Origin of the sequence: Mycolicibacterium novocastrense, from assembly GCF_001499835.1 — a bacterium.
In the GTDB taxonomy this organism is placed as follows: domain Bacteria; phylum Actinomycetota; class Actinomycetes; order Mycobacteriales; family Mycobacteriaceae; genus Mycobacterium; species Mycobacterium novocastrense.
Map to the genome: position 1 here is coordinate 72,600 of NZ_LQIH01000006.1, position 19,697 is coordinate 92,296.

The 19,697-nt window shown below is 66.7% G+C and carries 17 protein-coding genes and 1 pseudogene; 17 read left to right on the top strand and 1 reads right to left on the bottom strand.

From position 1 onward, the window contains the following. Positions 1-91: 91 nt before the first annotated feature. Positions 92-784 carry a GntR family transcriptional regulator gene (locus AU072_RS06645; protein ID WP_234787620.1) on the bottom strand — a complete coding sequence of 231 codons (693 nt, stop codon included), beginning with the start codon at positions 782-784 and terminating at the stop codon, positions 92-94. Positions 785-1,017: 233 nt separating this feature from the next. Between AU072_RS06645 and fadD5 the strand changes: the two genes are divergently transcribed. The 17 genes and pseudogenes from fadD5 to AU072_RS06730 all read left to right on the top strand — a co-directional run bounded on the left by fadD5 (position 1,018) and on the right by AU072_RS06730 (position 19,595). Further along, positions 1,018-2,589 carry a fatty-acid--CoA ligase FadD5 gene (gene fadD5 / locus AU072_RS06650; protein WP_407937590.1) on the top strand — a complete coding sequence of 524 codons (1,572 nt, stop codon included), beginning with the start codon at positions 1,018-1,020 and terminating at the stop codon, positions 2,587-2,589. A 212-nt stretch (positions 2,590-2,801) separates the two neighbouring features. Further along, on the top strand, positions 2,802-3,599 hold the full coding sequence (locus AU072_RS06655) for an MlaE family ABC transporter permease (RefSeq protein ID WP_064401098.1): 798 nt from the start codon (positions 2,802-2,804) through the stop codon (positions 3,597-3,599). A gap of 1 nt (position 3,600) precedes the next feature. Then, positions 3,601-4,470, top strand: a complete 870-nt coding sequence (locus tag AU072_RS06660) for an MlaE family ABC transporter permease (protein WP_064413043.1) — start codon at positions 3,601-3,603, stop codon at positions 4,468-4,470. A gap of 4 nt (positions 4,471-4,474) precedes the next feature. After that, entirely contained in the window at positions 4,475-5,686 is a 1,212-nt protein-coding gene (locus AU072_RS06665; protein WP_064413044.1) for an MCE family protein, read from the top strand. Further along, positions 5,683-6,714, top strand: a complete 1,032-nt coding sequence (locus AU072_RS06670) for a virulence factor Mce family protein (protein ID WP_064413045.1) — start codon at positions 5,683-5,685, stop codon at positions 6,712-6,714. Before AU072_RS06665 ends, AU072_RS06670 begins: the two co-directional genes overlap by 4 nt. Further along, on the top strand, positions 6,711-8,279 hold the full coding sequence (locus AU072_RS06675) for a virulence factor Mce family protein (RefSeq protein WP_064413046.1): 1,569 nt from the start codon (positions 6,711-6,713) through the stop codon (positions 8,277-8,279). The genes AU072_RS06670 and AU072_RS06675 overlap by 4 nt, the downstream gene beginning before the upstream one ends. 11 nt (positions 8,280-8,290) lie before the next feature. Next, positions 8,291-9,919 carry a virulence factor Mce family protein gene (locus AU072_RS06680; protein ID WP_064413047.1) on the top strand — a complete coding sequence of 543 codons (1,629 nt, stop codon included), beginning with the start codon at positions 8,291-8,293 and terminating at the stop codon, positions 9,917-9,919. Then, positions 9,916-11,070, top strand: a complete 1,155-nt coding sequence (locus tag AU072_RS06685) for a virulence factor Mce family protein (protein WP_064413048.1) — start codon at positions 9,916-9,918, stop codon at positions 11,068-11,070. Before AU072_RS06680 ends, AU072_RS06685 begins: the two co-directional genes overlap by 4 nt. A gap of 3 nt (positions 11,071-11,073) precedes the next feature. After that, a pseudogene (locus AU072_RS06690) lies at positions 11,074-12,638 on the top strand (MCE family protein). A gap of 127 nt (positions 12,639-12,765) precedes the next feature. Further along, entirely contained in the window at positions 12,766-14,331 is a 1,566-nt protein-coding gene (locus AU072_RS06695) for an MCE family protein (protein WP_064413049.1), read from the top strand. After that, a complete protein-coding gene (locus AU072_RS06700; protein WP_064413050.1) occupies positions 14,301-14,942 on the top strand; it encodes an Rv1363c family protein in 642 nt (213 codons plus the stop codon). The genes AU072_RS06695 and AU072_RS06700 overlap by 31 nt, the downstream gene beginning before the upstream one ends. Next, the gene (locus AU072_RS06705) at positions 14,939-15,913 is read left to right on the top strand and encodes an RDD family protein (protein WP_064413051.1); all 975 of its coding nucleotides are present in this window, start codon (positions 14,939-14,941) and stop codon (positions 15,911-15,913) included. The genes AU072_RS06700 and AU072_RS06705 overlap by 4 nt, the downstream gene beginning before the upstream one ends. Next, entirely contained in the window at positions 15,910-16,461 is a 552-nt protein-coding gene (locus AU072_RS06710) for an Rv1363c family protein (protein ID WP_064413052.1), read from the top strand. Before AU072_RS06705 ends, AU072_RS06710 begins: the two co-directional genes overlap by 4 nt. Beyond that, on the top strand, positions 16,428-17,288 hold the full coding sequence (locus AU072_RS06715; RefSeq protein ID WP_064413053.1) for a hypothetical protein: 861 nt from the start codon (positions 16,428-16,430) through the stop codon (positions 17,286-17,288). The genes AU072_RS06710 and AU072_RS06715 overlap by 34 nt, the downstream gene beginning before the upstream one ends. Positions 17,289-17,303: 15 nt before the next feature. Beyond that, positions 17,304-17,987 (top strand): YoaK family protein, encoded by a 684-nt coding sequence (locus tag AU072_RS06720; RefSeq protein WP_064413054.1) that lies wholly within the window; start codon positions 17,304-17,306, stop codon positions 17,985-17,987. Positions 17,988-17,996: 9 nt separating this feature from the next. Next, positions 17,997-18,827: an SDR family NAD(P)-dependent oxidoreductase gene (locus AU072_RS06725; protein WP_064413055.1), complete on the top strand. Its 831-nt coding sequence runs from the start codon at positions 17,997-17,999 to the stop codon at positions 18,825-18,827. Positions 18,828-18,830: 3 nt separating this feature from the next. Then, entirely contained in the window at positions 18,831-19,595 is a 765-nt protein-coding gene (locus AU072_RS06730; protein ID WP_064413056.1) for a fructosamine kinase family protein, read from the top strand. The last annotated feature ends 102 nt before the right edge of the window (positions 19,596-19,697 follow it).

Genomic DNA, 19,697 nt, shown 5'->3' on the forward strand with positions numbered 1-19,697 from the left:
CACTGGATGAAGTGGTAGGCAGCAGCTCGACGAAGTGGTGGGCAGCGGGCCGTATTAACGGACGGGTGCCCGGCGCCAGGGGGCGGAAGCCTCAGCTCCACAACCCCGTCTCGTCGAGCCGCGCGATCAGCCGCTGGGCCCCGTCGGTGAACTCGCCGGCGGTCAGCGCGACGACGGTATCGACGTCGCGTCGGCGTAGCGCCGCAGTGAGCTCGCGGTGGGTCGCCACCGCCGAAACTCCCCACTGCGGATCGCCCGCGTAGATCTTTCCGGGCAGATAGCGCGCGACGTGGAGAAGAAACCAGGCCAGCTTGATCCGGCCGGTCGCCCGGTTGAAGGCACGGTGGAAGACGAACTCCGCGGCGGCGATCTCCTCGACGTCGTGGCGCGCGACCGCCAGCTCCAACTCGTCGTTGAGCCGGTCCAACTCGTCGATCTCGTCGATGGTGATGCGCTCTGCGGCCGTGGCCGCCAGCTCCCGCGCGATGGTCGCCTGCAGCCAAAAAATGTCCTCGACGTCGGAACGTGACAGCGGCACCACCACGTGACCGCGGTGCGGTTCGAGCGCAACCATGCCTTCGCCCCGCAGCGTGCGCAGCGCCTCGCGTACCGGGGTGATGCTCACCCCGAGCGCGGCGGCGGTCTCATCGAGCCTGATGAAGGTGCCCGGCCGCAGCACGCCGGTCATGATGTCGGCACGCAGACGCGCCGCGACCTCGTCGGACAGTTGTTCACGCCGTACCCTCCGCCGCGGCCTCGTGGGCCGTGCGGTCGGTGCGTTCACTGTGTTCTCCGGTGCGATCTGGCCATGGTTGACGAGGGCTTGTACCCGAGCGGCCGAGGCCATAGTGTGACCGGGGCAACACCATGTTTGATCAAATGTCAAACGCGCGCAACCCCGAGATCTGGAGCAAGCAGCAGTTGAGTTCCCTCCCGCCGCCGGACCCCGACCCCACCACGCAGCCGTACCTCGCTCGCAGGCAGAACTGGACGAATCAGCTGGCCCGCCACGCGTTGATGCAGCCGGACGCCACCGCGCTGCGCCACCTCGGCAAGACCACGACCTGGCGTGAGCTCGACGAGCGGGTGAATGCGCTGGCCGGCGCGTTGAGTCGCCGCGGGGTGAGCTTCGGTGACCGGGTGCTGATCCTGATGCTCAACCGCACCGAGTACGTCGAGGCCTTCCTGGCGGTCAACAAGCTCGGCGCGGTCGCGGTTCCGGTCAACTTCCGCATGACCCCGCCGGAGATCGCGTTCCTGGTCGGTGACTGCCAGGCCAAGGTCGTCATCACCGAGGCGGTGTTGGCCAACGTCGCCACCGCGGTGCGAGACATCGACTCGACGCTGACCACCGTCATCGTCGCCGGCGGCGCCACCGAGAACGACGTGATCGGCTACGACGACCTGATCGCCGAGTCCGGTGCGCCGGCGCCGGTCGTCGATATCCCCAACGACTCCCCGGCGCTGATCATGTACACCTCCGGCACCACGGGTCGGCCCAAGGGCGCGGTGCTCACCCACACCAACATCGCCGGGCAGGCGCTGACGTTCCTGTTCACCAACGGCGCCGACATCAACCACGACGTCGGGTTCATCGGCGTGCCGATGTTCCACATCGCCGGCATCGGCAACATGATCCCGGGCCTGCTGCTGGGCAGACCGACGGTCATCTACCCGTTGGGCGCGTTCAACCCGGACGAGCTGCTCGACGTCCTCGAAGCCGAGCAGGTGACCGGGATCTTTTTGGTGCCCGCACAGTGGCAGGCGGTGTGCGCCGCCCAGCGGGCACGGCCCCGTCAGCTGCGGCTGCGGGTGCTGTCCTGGGGCGCCGCGCCGGCGTCGGACACCCTGCTGCGCCAGATGGCCGAGACCTTCCCCGGCACGCAGATCCTGGCCGCGTTCGGCCAGACGGAGATGTCGCCGGTGACCTGCATGCTGTTGGGTGAGGATGCGATCCGCAAACTCGGATCGGTCGGCAAGGTGATCCCGACGGTGGCGGCGCGTGTCGTCGACGAGGACATGAACGATGTTCCGGTCGGTCAGGTCGGCGAGATCGTCTATCGTGCACCGACTCTCATGGCCGGCTACTGGAACAATCCCCAGGCCACCGCGGAAGCGTTCGCCGGCGGCTGGTTCCACTCCGGCGATCTCGTCCGTCAGGACGAGGAGGGCTATGTCTGGGTGGTCGACCGCAAGAAGGACATGATCATCTCGGGCGGAGAGAACATCTACTGTGCCGAGGTGGAGAACGCGCTCGCCGCGCACCCCGCGATCGCGGAGGTCGCCGTCATCGGCCGCCCGGATGAGAAGTGGGGCGAGGTCCCCGTGGCCGTTGTCGCGCTGGATGCCGCTCTCAGCGCGGCCGAGCAGACCCATCTCGACCTGCGCGAGCTCGACGCGTTCCTCGACGAACGGCTCGCCCGGTACAAGCACCCGAAGGCGGTCGAGGTCGTTGATGCGTTGCCGCGCAACCCTGCCGGCAAAGTCCTGAAAACCGAACTGCGAGCACGGTTTGGGGCCGCGAAGCCGGTTGACGCCGCGCAAAGTAGCTCCGAAGGGACGGTTTCTACTGCGCCACAGCCGAATTAGAGAACGGAATCGGGTTTGCTAACGGTTCCAGGCACAATCCGGCCGATGCCCTGCACGGCGGGAATCGCATCGGGTACATTCCTGTGGTCTGTCTTACTACCGACTGGTAGCGAGACGGCGATAACAACAATCAGGTCGGGGCAAGGAGGGGCCGTGCGACAGGGGCTGCCGGTGCACCGCGACAGTCGCCGTTGCGCCACGGGAGCACACTGGTGACGGCGTCGACCGGCGTTGTCGGTTACGTACGCGATCAGGTCAGACCTGGCCTGGAAGCGGTCGGCGGCTTCGTACGCATGTGCGTTCTCGTCGGTAAAGCACTGTTCAAGCCGCCGTTCCAGTGGCGCGAGTTCATCCTGCAGAGCTGGTTCCTGATGCGGGTGGCGTTCCTGCCGACGCTGGCGGTCTCCATCCCGCTGACGGTGCTCCTCATCTTCACGCTCAACATCCTGCTCGCCGAGTTCGGCGCCGCCGACGTCTCCGGCGCCGGGGCGGCGATCGGCGCCGTCACGCAGCTCGGGCCTCTGGTGACGGTGCTCGTGGTCGCCGGGGCCGGCTCGACCGCCATCTGCGCAGACCTGGGAGCACGCACCATCCGCGAGGAGATCGACGCGCTCGAGGTCCTCGGAATCGACCCGATCCACCGGCTGGTGGTGCCCCGCGTCGTCGCCTCCACCTTCGTCGCTCTGCTGCTCAACGGCGCGGTGATCACGGTCGGCCTGGTCGGCGGCTTCATCTTCGGCGTCTACCTGCAGAACGTCTCCGCGGGCGCCTACGTCTCGACGCTGACCCTGATCACCGGGCTGCCCGAGGTCGTCATCTCGATCATCAAGGCCATGACGTTCGGCCTGATCGCCGGCCTGGTCGGCTGCTACCGCGGCCTGACCGTCGCCGGCGGCGCGAAGGGCGTCGGTACCGCGGTCAACGAGACGCTGGTGCTCTGCGTCATCGCGCTGTTCGCGGTCAACGTGGTCCTGACCACGATCGGTGTCCGGTTCGGAACAGGGAGCTGAAGTGTCGACGACAACGGTCCTGCGTTCTCGGTTTCCGCGGGCGTACGAGCGCACCAAGGGTGTGGCCAGCGCGCCGGCCCGGTTCCTCGACAGCGTCGGGCACGTCGCATGGTTCGTCATCACCGCGGTCGGGTCGATCGGCCACGCACTGCGCTACTACCGCAGGGAGACGCTGCGGCTGATCGCCGAGATCGGCATGGGCACGGGCGCGATGGCCGTGATCGGCGGCACGGTCGCGATCGTCGGCTTCGTGACGCTGTCCGGTTCGTCGCTGGTCGCGATCCAGGGCTTCGCCTCGCTCGGCAACATCGGTGTCGAAGCGTTCACCGGCTTCTTCGCCGCACTGATCAACGTGCGCATCGCGGCGCCGGTCGTCGCGGGCCAGGCGCTGGCCGCCACGGTCGGCGCGGGCGCGACGGCGGAGTTGGGCGCCATGCGCATCAGCGAGGAGATCGACGCCCTCGAGGTGATGGGCATCAAGTCGATCTCATACCTGGTGTCGACCCGAATCATGGCCGGCTTCATCGTGATCATCCCGCTGTACGCGATGGCGATCATCATGAGCTTCCTGTCCGCCCAGGTGACCACCACGATCTTCTACGGCCAGTCGATCGGCACCTACGAGCACTACTTCCGGACGTTCCTGCGTCCCGACGACGTGTTCTGGTCGTTCATCCAAGCGGTGATCATCTCGGTCATCGTGATGCTCAACCACTGCTACTACGGCTACTTCGCCAGCGGCGGCCCGGTCGGCGTCGGCGAGGCCGTCGGTCGCTCGATGCGCGCCTCGCTGGTGGCGATCGTCTGTGTGGTCCTGTTCGCCTCGTTGGCGCTCTACGGCGTCGACCCGAACTTCAACCTGACGGTGTAGCGCCATGACCGCCCCACTCAACAACCCCCGCACCCCGCCGTACAAGCTGGCCGGCCTGGTCCTGAGCCTGCTCGCGGTCGTCGCGCTTGTGCTGGTGTACATGCAGTTCCGCGGCGAATTCCTGCCGCGCGAACAGCTCACGCTGATCTCCGCGCGATCGGGTCTGTCGATGGATCCCGGCGCCAAGGTCACCTACAACGGCGTCGAGATCGGCCGGGTGGCGAATGTGGAAGCGGTCAACGTCGGCGGTGAGCCCAGGGCCAAGATCCTGCTCGACGTGGACCCGAAGTACCTCGAGCTGATCCCGAAGAACGTCGACGCCAGCATCGATGCGACCACCGTCTTCGGCAACAAGTACATCAACTTCTCGTCGCCGGAAAACCCGACGCCGCAACGCATCACATCGTCGGACGTGATCGACGTGACCACGGTGACGACGGAGTTCAACACCTTGTTCGAGACGGTCGTGTCGCTCTCCGAGCAGGTCGACCCGATCAAGCTGAACCAGACTCTGAGCGCGACGGCCGAGGCCCTCGACGGGCTGGGCGATCGCTTCGGCCAGTCGATCATCGACGGCAACGAGATCCTCACCGACGTCAACGCCAGGATGCCCGAGCTGCGGCGGGACAACCGGCTGCTGGCCGACCTCGGCGAGGTGTACGCGGACGCGGCGCCCGACCTGTTCGACGGTTTGGAGAACGCGGTCACCACCGCCCGCACGCTCAACGAGCAGCAGGGCAACATCGACCAGGCGCTGATGGCGGCCGTCGGGTTCGGCAACACCGGCGGCGACGTCTTCGAGCGCGGCGGCCCGTACCTGCTGCGAGGCGCCGAGGACCTCGTCATCACCTCCGAACTGCTCGACGAGTACAGCCCCGCGCTGTACTGCATGATCCGCAACTACCACGACGCCGAGCCCAAGGTCGCCGCGTCGCTCGGCGGCAACGGTTACTCGCTGAGGACGTTGTCGGAGCTGATGGGCGCCGGCAACCCCTGGGTGTATCCGGACAACCTGCCCCGGGTGAACGCCAAGGGCGGCCCGGAAGGCCGGCCCGGCTGCTGGCAGCCGATCACCCGTGATCTCTGGCCGGCGCCGTACCTGGTCATGGACACCGGTGCGTCGATCGCTCCGTACAACCACTTCGAGTTGGGCCAACCGATCCTGATCGAGTACGTCTGGGGTCGCCAAATCGGGGAGAACACGATCAACCCATGAAAATCACCGGTACCGCCATCAAGCTCGGCGCCTTCTCACTGGTGCTGCTGCTGTTCACCGCGATCATCGTGGTGGTGTTCGGCCAGGTGCGCTTCGACCGCACCACCGGCTACACCGCGATCTTCTCGAGCGCCAGCGGCCTTCGCTCCGGACAGTTCGTCCGCGCTTCCGGTGTAGAGGTCGGCAAGGTGTCCAAGGTCGAGCTGACCAACGGCGGTACGCAGGCGAAGGTCGAGTTCGACGTCGACCGGTCACTGCCGTTGTTCGAGGGCACCACCGCCTCGGTGCGCTATCTGAACCTGATCGGCGACCGGTACCTGGAACTCAAGCGGGGCGACAGCGACAAGCGGATGGCCGCCGGCGCCACGATCCCGATCGAGCGCACCCAACCCGCACTGGACCTCGACGCGCTGATCGGCGGATTCCGGCCGGTGTTCCGGGCACTGGATCCCGACAAGGTCAACGAGATCGCCCAGTCGATCATCACCGTCTTCCAGGGACAGGGCGGCACCATCAACGACATCCTCGACCAGACCGCCTCGCTGACCGCGGCGCTGGCCGACCGCGACCAGGCGATCGGCGAGGTCATCAGGAACCTCAACACCGTGCTGGACACGACGGTCAGGCACCAGGCCGAGTTCGACCAGACCGTGCAGGACTTCGAGAAGCTGATCACCGGCTTCAAGAACCGTCAGGATCCGGTCGCCAGCTCGGTGGCCGACATCAGCGACGCGGCGGGAACCGTCGCCGATCTGCTCGCTGACAACCGGCCGCTGCTGCAGAGCACCGTCGGTCATCTCGAGGCAGTGCAGCAACCGCTGGTGGACCAGCGGGAGCAGCTGAACGACATCCTCGTCAGGCTGCCGACGGCGTTCAAGATCATCGGCCGGGCCGGCGGCATCTACGGCGACTTCTTCAACTTCTACGCCTGCGACATCTCGCTTCGCCTCAACGGGCTCCAGCCGGGTGGTCCCGTCCGGACCGTCAAACTGTTCAGCCAGCCGTCGGGTAGGTGCACGCCGCAATGAGGACGCTCGAAGGGTCGAACAGGGTCCGAAACGGGTTGATGGGCATCGTCATCCTGATCATCGTCATCGGCGTGGGCCAGAGCTTCGCCAGCGTGCCGATGCTGTACGCGACACCTACTTATTACGCGCAGTTCTCCGACACCGGCGGCATCACCAAGGGCGACAAGGTGCGCATCGCGGGCGTCGACGTCGGCCTGGTGCGCGACATGGAGATCGAAGGCGACAGGGTCAGGATCGGGTTCTCGCTCGACGGTACGCAGATCGGCACGGCCAGCCGCGCCGCGATCCGCACCGACACCATCCTGGGCCGCCGCAACATCGAGATCGAGCCCCGCGGATCCGAGGTGCTCCGTGCCAACGGCGTGCTCCCGCTCGGCCAGACCACGACGCCGTACCAGATCTACGATGCCTTCTTCGACGTCACGAAGGCCGCTTCAGAGTGGGACACCGAGACGGTGCGCGACTCGCTGAATGTGCTCTCGGAGACCATCGATCAGACCTATCCGCACCTGAGCGCCGCGCTCGACGGGGTGGCCCGGTTCTCCGACACCATCGGCAAGCGCGACGAGGACATCAAGAAGCTGCTCGCCAACGCCAACAAGATCGCCGGCATCCTCGGTAGCCGCAGCGAACAGATCAACCGGCTGCTGGTCAACGCCCAGTCGCTGCTCGGCGCCATCAACGAACGCCAGTACGCGGTCAACATGCTGCTCGAGCGGGTCGGTGCGTTCTCCGAACAGGTCAAGGGCTTCATCGACGACAACCCGAACCTCAACAGGGTGCTCGAACAGCTGCGGGTCGTCAGCGACGTCCTGCGGGAGCGCCGGATCGACCTGATGGACACGCTCGTCACCACCGCCAGCTTCGTGGCGTCGCTGGGTGAGGCGGTCGCGTCGGGTCCGTACTTCAAGGTGATGCTCGTCAACCTGCTGCCGGGCCAGATCCTGCAGCCGTTCGTGGACGCCGCCTTCAAGAAGCGCGGGATCGACCCGGAGAAGTTCTGGCGTGACGCGGGCCTGCCCGCATGGCGGTTCCCGGATCCGAACGCGCAGGGCTTCGAGAACGGCGCCCCGCCGCCCGGACCCGCCGTCCTCGAGGGCACCCCGGAGAACCCGGGACCCGGTGTGCTGAAGGGATCCCCGTGCTCGTACACGCCACCGGCCGACGGTCTTCCGCGGCCCGGCGACCCGCTGCCGTGCGCGGACCTGTCCGTGGGTCCGTTCGGTGGACCCGCGTACGGTCCGCCCAACGTGGTGACCTCGGATCCGAACGTGCACGGTCCGCAGCCGTCGCCGGGTGTGCCCGCCGCGGCCATTCCGGGCCAGATCCCGCCGAACGTGCCCGGTGCCCATGGGCAGCTTCCGCCCGCACCGCCGGGTGCGCGCACCGTGCCCGTCGGGCCGATGCCCCCGCAGCCGCCGGACTTCACGCCCGGTATCGCTCCGCTGCCACCGGCGCTGCCCGCGCCCGCGGTGCCGGGACCCGGGCAGCAGTTGGCACCCGCGGGCCAGCCGCCGCTTCCAGGGAATCCACCGTTCCTTCCGCCGGGATCGCAGCAGGGTTAGGGGGTTAGCAGATGTCGACGATCTTCAACGTCCGAAACCTGAAGCTGCCCGCGGTTTCCCGTGCTGCCGTCATCATCGGCACGCTGATCGTGGTGCTGGCGCTGGTGGCCGCCTTCGTCGGCTACAACCTGTACAAGAAGCTGACGCACAACACGGTCGTCGCCTATTTCAGCGACACCCTTGCGCTGTATCCCGGCGACAAGGTGACGATCATGGGGGTGCAGGTCGGTCAGATCGATTCGATCCAGCCCGCCGGCGACCGGATGAAGGTCACCTTCAACTACGAGAACAAGTTCAAGGTGCCCGCCAACGCGACCGCGTCCATCCTGAACCCCAGCCTGGTGGCGTCGCGCAACATCCAGTTGTCCCCGCCCTACACCGGCGGGCCCGTGCTGGAAGACGGGGCGACCATCCCGATCGAGCGCACCCAGGTGCCGGTCGAGTACGACGAACTGCGTGACTCGATCAGCCGCATCCTGACCGATCTGGGTCCGACGCCGGAGCAACCGAAGGGACCGTTCGGCGACATCATCGAGTCGGCCGCCGACGGCTTCGCCGGGAAGGGCAAACAACTCAATGCGACGCTGAACAACCTCTCCGAGGCGCTGTTCGCGCTGAACGAGGGCCGGGACGACTTCTTCGGCGTCGTCAAGAGCCTGGCGCTGTTCGTCAACGCGCTGCACCAGAGCGATCAACAGTTCGTCGCGCTGAACAACGACCTGGCCCAGTTCACCAACGCGTTCACCAACACCGACCGCGAGGTCGCCAACGCGCTGGCCGACCTCAACCAGCTGTTGACCACCACGCGGGCGTTCCTCGACGAGAACGCCGAGGTGCTGACCCACGACATCAACAATCTGGCCGACGTGACCAACGCGATCCTCCAACCCGAGCCGCGCAACGGCTTGGAGACCGCCCTGCACGTGTTCCCCAACCTCGGGGCGAACCTGATGAACATCGTCTCGCCGGTCACCGGTGGTGTCATGGGCATCCCCGTCATCAACAACTTCGCCAACCCGCTGCAGTTCGTCTGCAGTTCGATCCAGGCGGGTAGCCGGCTGGGCTACCAGGAATCCGCGGAGATGTGTGCGCAGTACCTGGCGCCGATCCTCGACGCGATCAAGTTCAACTTCCCGCCGTTCGGCGTCAACCAGTTCGCCTCGGCGTTGACGCTGCCCAAGCACATCGCGTACTCGGAGCCGCGGCTGCAGCCGCAGCCGGGATACAAGGACACCACGGTCCCGGGCATCTGGTCGCGTGACACCTTGTTCTCGCACGGCAATCACGAACCGGGTTGGGTCGCCGCACCGGGCATGCAGGGCGTCGACGTGCAACCCTTCACGGCCAACATGATGACCCCGGAGTGCCTCGCCGAATTGCTGGGCGGTCCCGACTGCGCCGTCCCGGCCGCGCCACCCGCATTCGGCACCACCCGCGACGGCAACCTGCCCGGCCCGCCGAACGCGTTCGACCAGAACAACCCGCTGCCCCCGCCGTGGTACCCGCAGCCGGGTCCGCCGCCAGCGCCGGCGCCCGGCGTGATACCGGGTGATCCGGGTGGGTCACCATTGGCCGGGCCGGCACCCGCACCCGCCCCAGCACCCGCGGGACCACCGCTACCAGCAGAGGCAGGTAGATGATGATCGCGCACAGGTGGAGAAGGTTCGCCCGTCGTGCCGTCGCGCTGAGCGCGGTCGCACTGGTGCTCAGTTCGTGCGGTTCCTGGAAGGGCATCGCCAACGTGCCGCTGCCGGGCGGCCCGGGCACCGGCTCGGACAGCACGACCATCTATGTGCAGATGCCGGACACGTTGGCGCTCAACGTCAACAGCCGCGTGCGCGTGGCCGACGTCTATGTCGGCCGCGTCCGCGCCATCGAACTGAAGAACTGGGTCGCGACGTTGACCCTGGATCTGCAGTCCGACATCCGGCTGCCCAAGAACGCACTGGCCCGCATCGGCCAAACCAGCCTCTTGGGTACACAGCACGTCGAGTTGGAACCGCCGCCGAACCCGTCACCGGAACCGTTGCGCGACGGCGACACCATCCCGCTCGCGAACGCGTCGGCCTTTCCCTCCACTGAACGCGTGCTCGCCAGCATCGCGTCCATCCTGCAGGGCGGCGGAGTGCAGAACCTCGAGGTCATCCAGACCGAGATCTTCAACGTGCTCAACGGTCGGGCCGATCAGATCCGCGAGTTCCTGAACAAGCTGGACACGTTCACCGACGAACTGAACAAGCAGCGCCAGGACATCACCCGCGCGATCGATTCCACCGACCGGTTGCTGTCGGTCGTCGCGCAGCGCAACGACACCCTCGACCGCGTCCTGACCGAGTTCCCGCCGCTGATCAAGCATTTCGCGGATACCCGCGACCTGTTCGCCGACGCCGTCGAGGCGCTCGGGCGGATCAGCCGCGCGACCAACGACTACCTGGGAGCGGCAAGCGACGACCTGAACAGAAACCTGGCCGCGCTGCAGCGACCGCTCAAACAGCTGGGCCGGGCTTCGCCGTACCTGATCGGAGCGCTCAAGTTGATGCTCACCGCGCCGTTCTCGATCGAGAACGTGCCGAAGGTCGTGCGTGGCGACTACCTCAACGTGTCGCTGATGGTGGACCTGACACTGTCCGCGCTCGATAACGGCATCCTGTCCGGCACCGGAGTCTCGGGCATGCTGCGTGCACTCGAGCAGGCCTGGGGTCGTGATCCGGCGACGATGATCCCGGATGTGAGGTTCACGCCGAACCCGCACAACGCTCCGAACGGTCCGTTGGTGGAACGTGGTGAATGACCTGTGCTGACCAGATTCGTCAAGTTCCAATTGGTGCTGTTCGCCATCCTGACCGTGATCGCGTTGGTGGTGCTGGGGTGGTACTACCTGCGCATCCCGTCGCTGGTGGGGATCGGGCAGTACGAGCTGCGGGCTGAGCTGCCGCGTTCAGGTGGTCTGTATGCGACGGCCAACGTCACATACCGCGGCACCCAGATCGGCAAGGTCACCTCGGTGGAGCCGACCGAAGACGGTGCGGTGGCCGTGATGAGAATCGAGGACCGCTACAAGATTCCCGCCGATGCGACGGCGAACGTGCATTCGGTGTCGGCGATCGGTGAGCAGTATCTGGACCTGGTGTCGACCGGCAATCCCGATCAACACTCGGACCCGGGTCGACGATCACCGAGAGCACGGTGCCCAGCGAGGTGGGGCCGGCCCTGGATGCGGCGAACCGGGGTCTTGCGGTGTTGCCGAAGGAGAAGATCGACAGGCTGCTGACCGAAACCTCGGAGGCGGTCGGTGGTTTGGGTCCGGCTCTGCAGCGGTTGGTGGATTCGACAACCCATATCGCGGAGGGTTTTCAGCAGAATCTGCCGCAGGTCAACGACATCATCGAGAACGCCGGGCCGATCCTGGACAGCCAGGTGCAGTCCGGTGACAACATCGAGCAGTGGTCGCGCAATCTGAATGTGATCGCCGCGCAGGCCGCCGAGCAGGATCCGGCGTTGCGCAGTGGGCTGCAGCAGGCCGCGCCGACGCTGGATCAGGTCAACGCGGTCTTCGGCGGGGTCCGCGAGTCGCTTCCGCAGACGTTGGCGAACCTGACGATCGTCATCGACATGCTCAAGCGCTACAACAAGGGCGTCGAACAGGTCCTTGTCGTCTGGCCCCAGGGCGCGGCGATGAATCAGGCCGGCACGCTGTTCGAAGACCTCGGCCAGTTGCCGCTGGCGTTGTCGATCAACCAGCCCCCGCCGTGTCTGACCGGCTTTCTGCCCGCCTCCGAATGGCGTTCACCGGCCGACACCAGCCCGGCGCCGCTGCCCAAGGGCACGTACTGCAAGATCCCGAAGGACTACCAGGCCAACGTGGTTCGCGGTGCACGCAACTATCCGTGCGTCGACGTGCCGGGTAAGCGTGCGGCCACGCCGGAGGAGTGCCGCAGCGAGGAACCGTATGTGCCGTTGGGGACCAACCCGTGGTACGGCGACCCGAACCAGGTCCTGTCGTGCCCGGCGCCGGGAGCGCGTTGTGACCAGGGGGTGAACCCCGGGCGCGGGGTGATGCAGGCCCCTTCGGTCAACAGCGGCACAAACCCGGCACCGGCGAGCGACCTGCCGCCGCCGGTTTCCAGTGCGCCGGTGAGTGATCCGCTCACACCGCCTGGGCAGGGCAGCGTGACATGCAGTGGGCAGCAGCCGAACCCGTGCGTCTACACCCCGGCGCCGGGTCCGCCGGGTTCCGCAGCGATCTACAGTCCGACCAGCGGCCAAGTCGTCGGCCCGGATGGCGTGAGATACAACGTCAACAACACGGGCACACCCAGGAATGACGGGTGGAAGGAGATGCTGGCTCCCGCCAGCTGACGATGGCGAGTCGTCCGAGCGCCAACACTGGTCGGCGTGACCGGGCGAGGATCGACGTCTCGGGGACGGTGTGTGCGCACGGCGATCGCCGCTGCGACGGCTCGAGGGTGGGATGTGGTGATGCGTCATGCTGACCAGGTTCATCAAGATTCAGTTGGTGTTGTTCGTGATCCTGACCGTGGTCGCGGTGGTGGTGCTGGGGTGGTACTACCTGCGCATCCCGTCGCTGATGGGCATCGGGCAGTACGAGCTGCGGGCTGAGCTGCCGCGTTCGGGTGGTCTGTATGCGACGGCCAACGTCACATATCGCGGCACCCAGATCGGCAAGGTCACCTCGGTGGAGCCGACCGAAGACGGTGCGGTGGCCGTGATGATGATCGAGGACCGCTACAAGATTCCCGCCGATGCGACGGCGAACGTGCATTCGGTGTCGGCGATCGGTGAGCAGTATCTGGACCTGGTCTCCACGGGGAGCCCGGGGCAATATTTGGCGCCGGGTTCGACGATCACCGAGAGCACGGTGCCCAGCGAGGTGGGCCCGGCCCTGGATGCGGCGAACCGGGGTCTTGCGGTGTTGCCGAAGGAGAAGATCGACAGGCTGCTGACCGAAACCTCGGAGGCGGTCGGCGGCTTGGGTCCGGCGCTGCAGCGGCTGGTGGATTCGACAACCCATATCGCGGAGGGTTTTCAGCAGAATCTGCCGCAGGTCAACGACATCATCGAGAACGCCGGGCCGATCCTGGACAGCCAGGTGCAGTCCGGTGACAACATCGAGCAGTGGTCGCGCAATCTGAATGTGATCGCCGCGCAGGCCGCCGAGCAGGATCCGGCGTTGCGCAGTGGGCTGCAGCAGGCCGCGCCGACGCTGGATCAGGTCAACGCGGTCTTCGGCGGGGTCCGCGAGTCGCTTCCGCAGACGTTGGCGAACCTGACGATCGTCATCGACATGCTCAAGCGCTACAACAAGGGCGTCGAACAGGTCCTGGTCGTCTGGCCCCAGGGCGCGGCGATGAACCAGGCGGGTCTGCTGTTCGAAGACGTCGGCCAGTTGCCGCTGGCGTTGTCGATCAACCAGCCCCCGCCGTGTCTGACCGGCTTTCTGCCCGCCTCCGAATGGCGCGCACCGGCCGACGTCTCGATGGCGCCGCTGCCCAAGGGCACGTACTGCAAGATTCCGAAGGACTACCAGGCCAACGTGGTTCGCGGCGCACGCAACTATCCGTGCGTCGACGTGCCTGGTAAGCGAGCGGCCACCCCGCAGGAGTGCCGCAGCGACGAACCGTACGTGCCGCTGGGGACCAACCCGTGGTACGGCGACCCCAACCAGGTTTTGTCGTGCCCGGCGCCGGGGGCGCGTTGCGACCAGGGGGTGAACCCCGGGCGCGGGGTGATCCAAGCCCCCTCGATCAACAACGGCATGAACCCGGCACCGGCTGGCGACCTGCCGCCGCCCCGGGTCACAGCGCCGGTCAGCGACCCGTTGTCCCCGCCGGGACAGGGCAGCGTGACCTGCAGTGGACAGCAACCCAACCCGTGCATCTACACTCCGGCACCAGGGCCACCCGGTTCCTCAGCGGTCTACAGCCCAGCCGGCGGGCAGGTGGTCGGACCCGACGGCGTGAGGTACAACGTCAGCAACTCGAGCAACCCAGGAGATGACGGATGGAAGGAGATGCTGGCACCCGCCGGCTGAACCCCACCGATGCTGATGAGACGCCAGAGGAGCCGTTAGCAGTATCTGCAGACAGCGCACCCGCGCAGGAACCGGACACCGCAGAACGTGACGACGCACCTCGCCGCCCGTCCAGGATCGGGCGCGGGATGGCCATCGGCATCTGCGCGGCCCTGCTGCTGTTGGCCGCCGCAGGCGGTGTTGCGGGATACCTGCTGTTCCAAAACGACCAGGAGGTTGCGGCCGCCGACCGTGCCGAGGCCGCCGCTGTGCAGGCGGCAAAGGATTGTGTGTCGGCGACGCACGCTCCCGACACCGCGGCCATGACGGCCGCCCAGTCCAAGATCATCGAATGCTCGACGGGTGACTTCGCCGTGCAGTCCTCGCTGTACGCCGGCGTGCTGGCCGAGGCCTATCAGGCGGCTCAGGTCCAGGTGCAGGTGTCGGACATGCGTGCCGCCGTGGAGAAGCACAACGACGACGGAACGTTCGACGTCCTGGTCGCGGTGCGGGTCAAGGTGACCAACTCCGACGTCGCCGATCAGGAGCAGGGTTACCGACTCCGGGTGAAGATGGCGCCCGACGACGAGGGCTCCTACAAGATCGCCAAACTCGACCAGGTCACCTCGTGACGTCCCTGATCGAAGCGCCTCCGGACTCGACTGGCACCGACGTGGCCGTCGACGAGCCGACAGCGCCCTGGTCGGCGAGGGTCGGCGCGTTCGCCGTCGACGTCCTCATCGGGCTCGCCGTGGTGACGACGCTGGCGCTGGTGTCGCTCACCGCACCGCAGCGCAGCCCGCTGTGGTGGGGATATCTGGTGGCGATGGGGATGGTCGTGCTGGCGATGGCGGTCAATCGCCTCGTGCTGCCGACCGTCGTGGGTTTCTCGCTGGGGCGTGCCGTCTTCGGTATCGCGGTCAGGAAGCACGACGGTTCGCCGCCGGGAGTGTGGCGCCTGCTGCTGCGCGACGTCGCACACCTGTTCGATACCGCAGCATTGTTCATCGGGTGGCTGTGGCCGCTGTGGGATCGGCGCCGCCGCACCTTCGCCGACCTTCTGCTGCGCACCGAGGTGCGTCCGGTGCCGCCGCCGGAGCGCAATGTCCGCAAGCTCACCGCTGTCGTGCTGATTGCCGCCACGCTGGCCTGCGCGACGGCCGTCGCAGTGAACTACTTCGTGGTGTACCGACACGAGCGCGCGGTCGAGCAGACCAGACAGCAGATCGCCGAACAGGGCCCGCGGATCGTCGAGCAGATGCTGAGCTTCAAGAGCGACACCATGCAGCAGGACTTCGAGCGGGCACAATCGCTGACCACCGACGGTTACCGGCAGCAGTTGATCGAGCAGCAGAAGGCCGGACAGAGCGCAGGTGTCACCTCCAACGAGTACTGGGCGGTCAGCAGCGCGGTGCTCGAAGCGACACCCGACACCGCAGAGATGCTGCTGGCGCTGCAGGGCCAGCGGGGCGATAACCCCAATGAGCTGAAGTTCATCACCGCCACCGTGCAGGCCGAGTTCGCCAAATCCGGTGACGGCCAGTGGCGCGTCAGCAACCTCACCGTGCTCAAGCGGCCGCAGATGACTGCGCAGGGCCGATGAGTCCGCGGCGCAGAGTCGACGCCGACGAGCGGGACTTCTTCGAGGTGGAACCGCAGCCACCGCGCCGCTGGGGGCTGCCGATCATCGCCGCCGTGGCGTCACTTCTGATGATTGGCGCGATCGCGGCGGGATCTCTGATGCTGGTCAGCCACGAGAAGAATCGCCGCACGGTCGCCAACGACCACGCCGCTCTGGTGTACGTCAGCGAGTTCATGACCGACTACACGTCGTTGGACCCCTTCAACGCCAACGCCTATGTGGAACGCATCCTGGCGCAGGGTACGGGCGACTTCGCCAAGACGTTCAAGGAGAAGCAGAACGAAATCCTGATCCAGGTCGCGCAGGCGGAGCCCACCAACGGATCCGTACTGGCAGCGGGCGTGCAGCGGTGGAACGACAACGGCAGCGCCGACGTCCTGGTCGCGACCAAGGTCTCCGCCAAAGGCCCGGACGGCAAATCGACAGTCGAGAGCGGAAGTCGTTGGATTGCAACGGCTATCAAGGAAGGACAGCAGTGGAAGATCAGCCAGCTGATCCAGGTGATCTGACCACCGGACCCTCTGCGGAATCCACCCCGGCACCGCGCCGGAGTCGGTGGTCCTTGCTTCGGCGTCGGCAGAAGGAAACGACCGATTCGGCTGCGGCGCAGACGCAGGAGGCGGCGCCCGTCGCGGATGCACCCGCACCTCGCCCGGTCGGCAAGGCGAAACGTCGGGCCGCGACACCCGTCGAGGACGACGACACCGTCGAGCCCGACACCGCGGACGAGCACGACCCGACGGACGACGAGACTGTTGGGTCCGAGCCCGCGGACGAGTCCGCCGTCGTGCCGCAGAAGGTGCGATTCGTACCCCACCGGCCCGCGGGCAAGCGACTCATCGCGGCGATGGTGGCGGCCGCCGTGCTGTTCGTCGGTGCCGCCGCGTTCGCCGCGTCGACCCTGCAGCCCTACTTGTCGGAGCGAGCCGAGATCGCCACCAAACTCGACGTGGCTCGCACCGCGGCCAGCGCGATCTCCACGCTGTGGACCTATACGCCGGACAACATGGAGACGTTGCCGGACCGGTCGGCGGCCTTCCTCGGCGGCGACTTCGCCTACGAGTACCGCAAGTACATCGACGCCATCGTCGCGACGAACAAACAAGCGCAGGTCACCAACACCACGCAGGTGCTCGGCGCGGCGGTGGAGACCCTGACCCCCGACGAGGCCACCGCAATCGTCTACACCAACTCGGTGGCGACCAGCCCGATGAGCAAGAACATCCCGTCGCTTCGCTACCTGTCCTACCGGTTGACGATGGATCGCCGCGATGGCAAGTGGCTGATCACGAACATGTCGACCATCACGTCGCTGGATCTGACACCGCAGCTGTAGTCGGGAAGCTGACGCGTGGCGGTCGAATCCCCTGTCTCACAACGGTTGACGATCGCCTGTCTGCTGTTGCTGACATTCGCGACCGGCCTGGTCGACGCGGTCAGCGTGCTGAAGCTCGGCCACGTGTTCGTGGCGAACATGACCGGCAACGTGATCTTCCTGGGATTCTGGCTGGTGCCGCATTCCGGAGTGGACGTCACCGCCGCACTGGTCGCGTTCGCCGGCTTCGTCGCGGGCGCGGTGGTCAGCGGCCGGCTCACCCGACACCTGGGCACCGATGTCCGACGGTGGCTGGCGATCACGATGACGTTCGAGGTCGCGCTGCTCGCGGTCCTGTCGGTGCTCGCCGGGATCGGCGTGCTCGACTATGAGGACAACACGAAACTGCTCCTCATCGCCGGCCTCGCCGCGGCGTTCGGCGTCCAGAACTCCAGCGCCCAGCAGTTCGGCATCCAGGAGTTGTCGACGACGGTGTTGACGACGACCATCGTGCGGATCGGTTTCGACAGCCGCTTGGCCGGTGGCACCGGTGAACGGGAGAAGTTGCGCTACAGCGTGGTTCTGACGATGTGCGCCGGGGCGGTCGTGGGCGCCACGATGACCCGTTTCACGGTCGCGCCGATCATCGGGCTTGCCGCGGCACTGGTGGCGCTCAGCGGAGTCCTGTTCTGGGTCGGGGACAGGCGGGGCCGAGGCTAGTCTTGCCGTATGCCTTCGGTATTGGTCACCGGTGCGTCACGGGGAATCGGCAGGGCGATCGCCGAGCACCTGGCTGCGCGTGGATGGCAGGTGTTCGCCGGTGTCCGCACGGAGTCGGATGCCGAAGCTGTCACCGCGCCGAATCCGCACCGGATCTCGCCGGTACTCCTCGACGTCACCGACGCCGGCCACATCGCCGCCCTGGCCGACGTCCTGCCTCCGCAACTGGACGCGGTGGTCAACAACGCCGGTGTGGTGGTCAGCGGCCCGATGGAGACGGTGACCTCCGATGAATGGCGAAAGCAGTTGGAGATCAACGTGATCGGTCAGCTGGCTGTCACTCGCGCGGTACTCCCGCGGCTGCGGGAGTCCCGTGGCCGGATCGCGTTCATCTCCAGCGTCAACGGCAGGCTCTCGATGCCGTTGGTCGGAGCGTACGCCGCGAGCAAGTTCGCGCTCGAAGCAGCGGCCGATGCGTTGCGGATGGAGTTGCGGCCGTGGCGGATACCGGTTGTCATCGTCGAGCCGGCACAGACCGACACCGACATGTGGCGTACCGCCGACACCATGGTGGAAGAAGCCGAGGCCGCCCTTTCCCCGGAGCACCGTGCGCTGTACGCCGAGCACATCGCGGGCATGAAGAAGATGGTGCCGGTGGCCCAGCGAATGGCCGTTCCGACCGCGAAGGTCTCCGCCGTGGTCGAGGAGGCGCTCACCGCGCGCCGCCCGCGAGCGCGTTATGTGGTGGGTCTGGGGCCCAAATTGCAGGTCGCCGTGATTCCGAAATTGCCGACCCGCGTGCGCGACGCCGTGTTGCGCCGGGTGTCCGGTCAACCCTGACCCGTGGATTTCGTCAAGCACAATACCTCTGCGCCAGCGGGTTTCTTTGCATGCGAAGCCGCTGGGCTGCAATGGCTTTCGGCCGCCGACGGCGGAGTGCCGTGCGCCGCGGTGCTCGGATACGACGACACCAGCCTCACCCTGGAACGGCTGCGCAGCAGTGGCCCCAGCCGATCCGCGGCGCGGCAGTTCGGGTGCCGACTCGCACGCACCCACGACGCGGGAGCCGCCGCTTTCGGAGCCCCGCCGGACGGATGGGAAGGGCCCGGGTTCTTCGGACCGATGCACGACCCGCTGCCCATGTCGTTGACCGGACACGGGCGCTGGGGCGCGTTCTATGCACGCGAGAGGCTGGCCCCGATGGCACGCGCCGCGGCCGACCGACTGGACGCGCAGTGCAGCGCGGCCGTCCACGCGGTGACGGCCATGTGCGAAGCCGGCGATTTCGACGACGACGATTCACCAGTCCGCCTGCACGGCGATCTGTGGAGCGGCAACGTGATGTGGACACCGGACGGTGTGGTGCTGATCGACCCCGCCGCCCACGGCGGTCACCGCGAGACCGATCTGGCGATGCTTGCCCTGTTCGGCTGTCCCTACTTCGACGAGGTGATCGAGGGCTACCAATCGGTGCGGGCGTTGCGCAGGGGATGGCGCGGCCGGGTCGGACTGCATCAGCTCTATCCGCTGTTGGCGCACGTCGTGCTGTTCGGTGGTGGATATGCACGGCAAACATCGGCGGCGGCGCGCAGCGTCCTCACCGGTTGAACGCCTACTCCGCTGCCTTTAGGCTCCGGCTGTAATAAGTGTACTTATTTACCAAGCAAAGGGATTTGCTCAAATCGTTCCAGCGTGAGAGCCTGCCTGTTA

What these genes read in the sequence shown, in the direction of transcription:
- fadD5 (WP_407937590.1), top strand. Translation starts at nt 1,018, where the DNA reads ATGCAGCCGGACGCCACCGCGCTGCGCCACCTCGGCAAGACCACGACC.
- AU072_RS06665 (WP_064413044.1), top strand. Translation starts at nt 4,475, where the DNA reads ATGACCGCCCCACTCAACAACCCCCGCACCCCGCCGTACAAGCTGGCC.
- AU072_RS06670 (WP_064413045.1), top strand. Translation starts at nt 5,683, where the DNA reads ATGAAAATCACCGGTACCGCCATCAAGCTCGGCGCCTTCTCACTGGTG.
- AU072_RS06675 (WP_064413046.1), top strand. Translation starts at nt 6,711, where the DNA reads ATGAGGACGCTCGAAGGGTCGAACAGGGTCCGAAACGGGTTGATGGGC.
- AU072_RS06680 (WP_064413047.1), top strand. Translation starts at nt 8,291, where the DNA reads ATGTCGACGATCTTCAACGTCCGAAACCTGAAGCTGCCCGCGGTTTCC.
- AU072_RS06685 (WP_064413048.1), top strand. Translation starts at nt 9,916, where the DNA reads ATGATGATCGCGCACAGGTGGAGAAGGTTCGCCCGTCGTGCCGTCGCG.
- AU072_RS06695 (WP_064413049.1), top strand. Translation starts at nt 12,766, where the DNA reads ATGCTGACCAGGTTCATCAAGATTCAGTTGGTGTTGTTCGTGATCCTG.
- AU072_RS06700 (WP_064413050.1), top strand. Translation starts at nt 14,301, where the DNA reads ATGGAAGGAGATGCTGGCACCCGCCGGCTGAACCCCACCGATGCTGAT.
- AU072_RS06710 (WP_064413052.1), top strand. Translation starts at nt 15,910, where the DNA reads ATGAGTCCGCGGCGCAGAGTCGACGCCGACGAGCGGGACTTCTTCGAG.
- AU072_RS06725 (WP_064413055.1), top strand. Translation starts at nt 17,997, where the DNA reads ATGCCTTCGGTATTGGTCACCGGTGCGTCACGGGGAATCGGCAGGGCG.